This window comes from Cupriavidus lacunae, assembly GCF_003353055.1.
GTDB lineage: Bacteria > Pseudomonadota > Gammaproteobacteria > Burkholderiales > Burkholderiaceae > Cupriavidus > Cupriavidus lacunae.
Genome location: NZ_QKWJ01000171.1, coordinates 1 through 6238 on the forward strand (window position 1 = coordinate 1; position 6238 = coordinate 6238).

General features: G+C 62.1%; 7 protein-coding genes. 5 read left to right on the top strand and 2 right to left on the bottom strand.

The genetic code is table 11. From position 1 onward, the window contains the following. The first annotated feature begins 737 nt into the window (after window positions 1-737). The 5 genes from DN412_RS41945 to DN412_RS41965 are packed head-to-tail and all read left to right on the top strand — an operon-like array spanning window position 738 to window position 4388. Window positions 738-1514, top strand: a complete 777-nt coding sequence (locus DN412_RS41945; RefSeq protein WP_115216866.1) for a GntR family transcriptional regulator — start codon at window positions 738-740, stop codon at window positions 1512-1514. An 11-nt stretch (window positions 1515-1525) separates the two neighbouring features. Then, window positions 1526-2332 carry a transporter substrate-binding domain-containing protein gene (locus tag DN412_RS41950; RefSeq protein WP_208647765.1) on the top strand — a complete coding sequence of 269 codons (807 nt, stop codon included), beginning with the start codon at window positions 1526-1528 and terminating at the stop codon, window positions 2330-2332. A 22-nt stretch (window positions 2333-2354) separates the two neighbouring features. Beyond that, window positions 2355-3023 (top strand): amino acid ABC transporter permease, encoded by a 669-nt coding sequence (locus DN412_RS41955; RefSeq protein ID WP_115216867.1) that lies wholly within the window; start codon window positions 2355-2357, stop codon window positions 3021-3023. After that, on the top strand, window positions 3020-3676 hold the full coding sequence (locus DN412_RS41960) for an amino acid ABC transporter permease (protein WP_115216868.1): 657 nt from the start codon (window positions 3020-3022) through the stop codon (window positions 3674-3676). The genes DN412_RS41955 and DN412_RS41960 overlap by 4 nt, the downstream gene beginning before the upstream one ends. Further along, the gene (locus DN412_RS41965) at window positions 3657-4388 is read left to right on the top strand and encodes an amino acid ABC transporter ATP-binding protein (RefSeq protein ID WP_115216869.1); all 732 of its coding nucleotides are present in this window, start codon (window positions 3657-3659) and stop codon (window positions 4386-4388) included. The genes DN412_RS41960 and DN412_RS41965 overlap by 20 nt, the downstream gene beginning before the upstream one ends. Window positions 4389-4410: 22 nt before the next feature. Here DN412_RS41965 and alr read toward each other — a convergent pair whose 3' ends face one another. Continuing rightward, window positions 4411-5463: an alanine racemase gene (gene alr, locus DN412_RS41970; protein ID WP_115216870.1), complete on the bottom strand. Its 1053-nt coding sequence runs from the start codon at window positions 5461-5463 to the stop codon at window positions 4411-4413. Between the two features lie 84 nt (window positions 5464-5547). Continuing rightward, window positions 5548-6129, bottom strand: coding sequence for an amino acid permease (locus tag DN412_RS41975; RefSeq protein ID WP_425267498.1), 582 nt, complete (start codon window positions 6127-6129; stop codon window positions 5548-5550). Window positions 6130-6238 lie beyond the last annotated feature (109 nt).

Consider the following 6238-nt stretch of genomic DNA (forward strand, 5'->3'; position numbering starts at 1 on the left):
TGACGATCAACGGGCACGAAACGACTCATCTATGGGCTCACTCAGCGAACAGTGAATTTATCAACGCTCAACCCGTCCCGCCGGACGACTGGAGATCCCCGAAAATCCGACAATCTCCTAGCACCGGACGTTCTGCCAGCTCCGCACATAGCTGCCGTGGCGGCGGTTACCCCCCAACGGCAAGCAGGACAAATTGCCGCACGAACCGTACTGCAGATTTCTACAGTGCTGGTGTCCACTCGCGCGTCACTGGAGACGTCGCACTTACCCAGACGGGCGGGCATACGATCAATCCCATCGAGAACTTGGCTCATGGTAAGGAACAGATCGGCCCGAAATCAAGCCCTCGACGCGGCCGTCGCACAAAGTGCGGGAGACCTCAGAATTGCTTCGTTCTACGTCTATCAGCCGAAATCCGCCCCTAATGCTTGACGAAACACATAGCCCCCGGATTCGCATCAAACCAGGATTAGAACGACTCACTCCTGCCCCTCGCCGCACAAGTGCTGGCACCTGACCCCCGCCTTGCAATTGGAAAAGCCAACTCTCGTCGCTGCCCAATGAGGCATCAGTCGTCGAAAAGGGAAAGAGCCAGCGTCGCGCACCATCGCGGCGCGCGATTCCCTGCCTTGGGGAGTCGACCGGCGTTGACGCTAGCTTCCGACTGACGTTCACGCCTCTTTTTGGCTACAAATCTTGCATACAAGCATGGCATACCACTTGCTCAAGTGGTAGCCGTGAGCGCAACGACTGAAAACTCTCCCGCCGATATTGCCAATCGCATTACCGAGGCAATGCTTGGCCAGAAACTACTCCCCGGCTCCCGCCTGGGCGAGCAAGAACTCGCCACGCTGTTCGGCGTGAGCCGCACGCTGGTGCGGGAGGCGCTGTCGCGACTTGCCGCGCGTGGCATGGTGACCGTCAGTGCACGGCGCGGCTGGTTCCTGGTAGAACCGGGTTCCGACGATATTCGCGCGGCGTTCGACGCGCGGCGCATTATCGAAACCGGCTTGCTACGCGAAATCGGTCCCGAGCGCCCGCCCGGTGCAGAGGCCATTCACGCGCTCAAGGTCCATATCGCACGCGAGAAGGCCGCGCTCCTTGGCGAAGACCCCAGCATGCGCAGCTTCCTGCTGGGCGATTTTCATGTTTGCCTGTGCGCCTCGTTGGGGTACGGCCTGCTTGTCGACACGCTGCGCGACCTGACCGCGCGCACGACGCTGGTGGCCAGCCGCAATCAGTCTGCCGCCGATGCCGGCCGCTCATGCAGCCAGCACGAAGACATCGTCAATGCGTTGGCCGACGGCGACGGTGCGTTGGCCGCGCGGCTGATGGCCGAGCATCTGGGCGAGGTGCATACGAGTCTTGATGCCGTGGGGCCTGCCGACCCGCTTGCGCACCTGCGCCAGGCCCTGGCGCCGGTCGATCCCCTGCCTACGCCGCATGCCACAACACCCGCCGCGGAAGTTTCCGCGGATGCTGCATTTCTCTCCCCCTCCCCATCCCGAACCTGAGGAAACACGCGATGTTTCAAGCCCTGTCCCAATCCAAGTTTTCCCGTCGCAGCCTGATGTGCGCATTGCTGGCCGGTCTTTGCGTGGCCTCGCTGCCAGCGCAGGCCGACACGCTTGCCGACATCACCAAGGCCGGCGTGCTGCGCGTGGCCGTGCCGCAGGATTTCCCGCCGTTCGGCTCGGTGGGCGCCGATATGACGCCTCAGGGTCTCGATATCGATGTGGCCGCGCTGATGGCCAAGAAGATGGGCGTGAAGCTCCAACTGGTGCCGGTGACCAGCACCAACCGCGTGCCGTATCTGCAGACGCGCAAGGTGGATCTGGTGATCTCGAGCATGGGCAAGAACCCCGAGCGCGAGAAGGTGCTTGATTTCTCGGAGGCCTATGCGCCGTTCTTCAATGGTGTGTTCGGACCGGCGGACATTGCCGTGAAAGGCGCGGCCGATCTGGCGGGCAAGACCGTTGGCGTCACGCGTGGTGCAGTCGAAGACCTGGAATTGAGCAAGATTGCACCGGCCAGCGCGAACATCAAGCGCTACGAAGACAACAACGCCACGATCTCGGCCTTCCTCTCGGGACAGGTGCAGCTGATTGCCACCGGCAACGTGGTGGCCTCCACGCTGATCGCCAAGCACCCGCCCAAGGCACCAGAGACCAAGTTCCTGATCAAAAATTCGCCGTGCTTCATCGGCATGAACAAGGGCGAGAAATCGCTGCAGGACAAGGTCAATGCCATTCTGGCTGAAGCCAAGAAGGACGGCTCGCTGAATACGCTGTCGATCAAGTGGCTATTGCGTCCGCTGCCGGCTCAGCTCTGACACGCGCTGTCCAGGTAAAAACATGGCTTACGCGTTCGATTTCGTATCGGTGCTGGATTACACCGACGTGCTGCTAAAAGGCATTGCCGTCACGGCGCAGCTGACGCTGACGGGTGGTGTGCTCGGCGTGGCCGTCGCGGTGGCGGGGGCCTGGGCCAAGTCCCAGGGACCGGCCTGGCTGCGCGCCGTGGTCAGCACCTATGTCGAGTTGATCCGGAACACGCCGTTCCTGATCCAGCTGTTCTTTATCTTCTTTGGGCTACCCAGCCTTGGCATGCATCTGCCCGAAATGGTGGCGGCATCGCTGGCCATGGTCATCAATCTGGGCGCCTATGGTACCGAGATCGTTCGCGCCGGTCTGGCTGCCACGCCGCGCGGACAGTTCGAGGCGGGAGCAAGTCTTGCCATGTCACCGTTCCAGGTGTTCCAGCATGTGGTGCTGCGCCCGGCATTGCAGAAGATCTGGCCCGCGCTGTCGAGCCAGGTGGTGATCGTGATGCTGGGATCCGCGGTCTGTTCGCAGATTGCGGCGCAAGACCTGACATATGCGGCCAATTTCATCCAGGGGCGCAACTTCCGCGCGTTCGAGGTGTATCTGGTCAGCACCGGAATCTATCTGCTCCTGGCGATTGCCCTGCGGCAGTTGCTGCGCGGCATTGGCCGGCAGCTATTTTCCCGGAGGGCGGGATGATCGAGTTCTCGTTGTGGGATATCGTTCGCAACCTGCTGCTGGCGGCGCGCTGGACCGTGTTGCTGTCGTTGATCGCGTTCGTGGGCGGCGGCATCGTTGGCCTGCTCGTGCTGTTGCTGCGTACCGGCAAGGGTCGATCGGCAAGGCGGCTAACGCAGGGCTATATCGAACTGTTCCAGGGCACGCCGCTGCTGATGCAGCTTTTCCTCGCGTTCTTCGGCCTTGCGTTGTTCGGCATCGAGGTGCCAGCGTGGCTGGCCGCGGGGCTGGCGTTAACGCTGTGGACATCGGCCTTCCTGGCTGAAATCTGGCGCGGCTGTGTGGAAGCCATCCCGCGCGGCCAGTGGGAAGCATCGGGCAGCCTGGCGATGAACTACGTGCAGCAGATGCGCTACGTGATCCTGCCACAGGCCCTGCGGATTGCCGTGGCACCGACCGTTGGCTTTGGCGTCCAGGTCATCAAGGGCACGGCGCTGGCGTCGATCATCGGCTTCACCGAGCTATCTAAGGCGGGCACCATGATCGTGAACGCCACGTTCCAACCATTTACCGTGTATGCCGCCGTCGCGCTGATGTACTTCGCGCTGTGCTGGCCGCTTTCGCAATACAGCAAAATGCTGGAGAGGAAATTCCATGCCGCTCATCGCCATTGATCAGGTTCGCAAGTCGTTTGGCAGCAACGAGGTCCTGAAGGGTGTGTCGCTCTCGGTTGAGTCTGGCGAAGTCATCGCCATCATCGGCAAGAGTGGCTCGGGCAAGAGCACGCTGCTACGTTGCATCAACGGGCTGGAGCGAATCGATTCGGGCGCCATTACCGTGGCAGGTGCTCATCTGGCCGACAGCGAGCTGCAACTGCGCGCGCTGCGGCTGAAGGTAGGCATGATATTCCAGCAGTTCAATCTCTTCCCGCACCTGAGCGCCGGGCGCAACGTGATGCTGTCGCCAATGACCGTCAAGGGCGTGCCAGAGGCCAAGGCCCGTGAACTGGCTGAACTCAACCTGGCGCGGGTGGGGCTTTCCGCCAAGTTCGATGCATACCCCGACCAGCTCTCTGGCGGTCAGCAGCAACGCGTTGCCATTGCCCGCGCGCTCGCCATGCAGCCGACCGCGCTGCTCTGCGATGAGATTACCTCGGCCTTGGACCCGGAGCTCGTCAACGAGGTGCTGCAGGTGGTGCGTGGCCTGGCCGCAGATGGCATGACGCTGCTGATGGTGACGCACGAAATGCGCTTCGCGCGGGAGGTGTGCGACCGTGTTGTCTTCATGCATCAGGGCAAGGTCCACGAAGCCGGCGCCCCCAACGACGTGTTCGGCCGACCGCAGACGCCTGAACTTCAGCAGTTTCTGGGGATGGTCGAGGCCTGAAAGGGCATGCCGCGGCCAGCGCTCAATCATTGATGTACGAGCGCAAATAGCGATTCCCCAGGCGGGTCAGGACCTCGTAGCCGATAGTTCCGGCGCGCGAGGCAATCTTGTCCACATGCAGAGCGTCGTCGGCTAAAGTGATGAGCGTTCCCTCTGCGAGCTCATGGGCCGGAACATCGGTCACGTCGAGGGTCACCGTGTCCATGGAAACGTTTCCGACCAGTGGCAGGCAATAGCCCACGGCAACCGTCGCAATCCGTGAGCGGCGAGGCGCGGTCCAGGTATGGGAATAGCCAACCGCATTTCCGGCCGCTATCCACCGGGTCTGTATCACCCTGCCCTCCAGTTTGATGACCGGACGCACGGGATTGGGCATCCCGGCGATGGGCGCCACCCCGTAGAGGGCGGCGCCAGGGCGCACCAGATCGAAGTGGTAGTCCCGCCCCAAGAAAATTCCCGAGGAATTGGCCAGGCTCGCCCTCGCTTTGGGCAGTCGGGCGAGCGCAGCGCGGAAACGCGCGAGCTGCAAGTCATTGATCACCTCGGCCTGGTTTTCCGCGCTGACCAGATGGCTCATGATTAACCTGAGATCAATTTCGCTCAGCATGCCGGGGGCCTCAGCCAGCGTTTCCAGTTCCTCGCAACCCAGGCCCAGGCGCGCCATGCCCGTATCGACCTGGAGTACTGCTGGCAAGCGCACGCCCCGCTCGCGGGCGAGTTTCCCCCAGGCCTTGACTTGCACGAGGCTGTTCAGCACCGGAACCACGCCATGGGTCACGAAATCCCGCTCCGAATCCGGATGGATGCCATGCAGGACGTAGAGGGCCGCGTCGCCCGGCAGGACCGGACGCAGCGCGATGGCCTCGTTCAGATGAGCAACGAAGAAATGGCGGCAGCCGGCCCGGTAAAGCGCCGGGCCGACTTTGGCCGCGCCAAGGCCGTAGGCGTCAGCTTTGACAACCGCGGCACATTCGACCCCGCCGACCTTGGCCTTCAGGGTCCGCCAGTTGTCGCAAATGGCACCGAGGTCGATTGTCAGCACGGCACTGGCGGAAGTCTGTTCGGGATTGGACATGGAATGCTTTTCCGTCGAGTTCGATAGAAAGCGCGGGACCGCTACCGGGGCGCGCTGACGCGCCCCGGCGCTCATGCGCACAGCTCAGCGCGTGGCGCTGGTAGTGGCCACGGCGACAGCGGGGTTGTTACTTATGGCAAGCCGATAACCGATACCCAGTAGCGCGAACCAGATCGGCGCGACATACAGGGCCACGCGGGACAGGGCACTCACCAGGGAGATGCTGGTGATCCAGACGAAAGCCTCGTCCGGGACCACGTAGTTCAGCACCACGCCAGCGCCCATCAGGATCGCAGAAAAGGTGACGGCAGTGGACGGTACGTGATTGGCATTAGTCCGGGCAAAAGCCTTGGGCGCCTGACCAAACTGGGCCAGGGTGTACAGCATGCGTCCGGTGCTGAAGATGCCACTGTTGCACGAGGATGCAGCGGCGGTGATGACGACGAAATTGATAGCGCTCGCGGCACCGGGAATGCCCATCCTTTCGAACAGGAAGACGAAGGGGCTGACGTCGGGCTTCAACTCGGTCCAGGGCACCAGGGACATCATCACCACCAGGGCGCCGATGTAGAAGATCAGGATGCGCCACACCACGCTATTGGTGGCCTTTGGCAGAACTCGCTCCGGATTCTGTGCCTCGCCCGCCGTGACGCCGATTATTGAGATTTACAAAAAACATGACAACGGATTCAGGGCTGGCGCGTTTCATCTCTAACGGGTTGATTGGAGATACGCGCCGTGTCGAAGAAGCCGTTAGACGATGCAACGAAGAAGC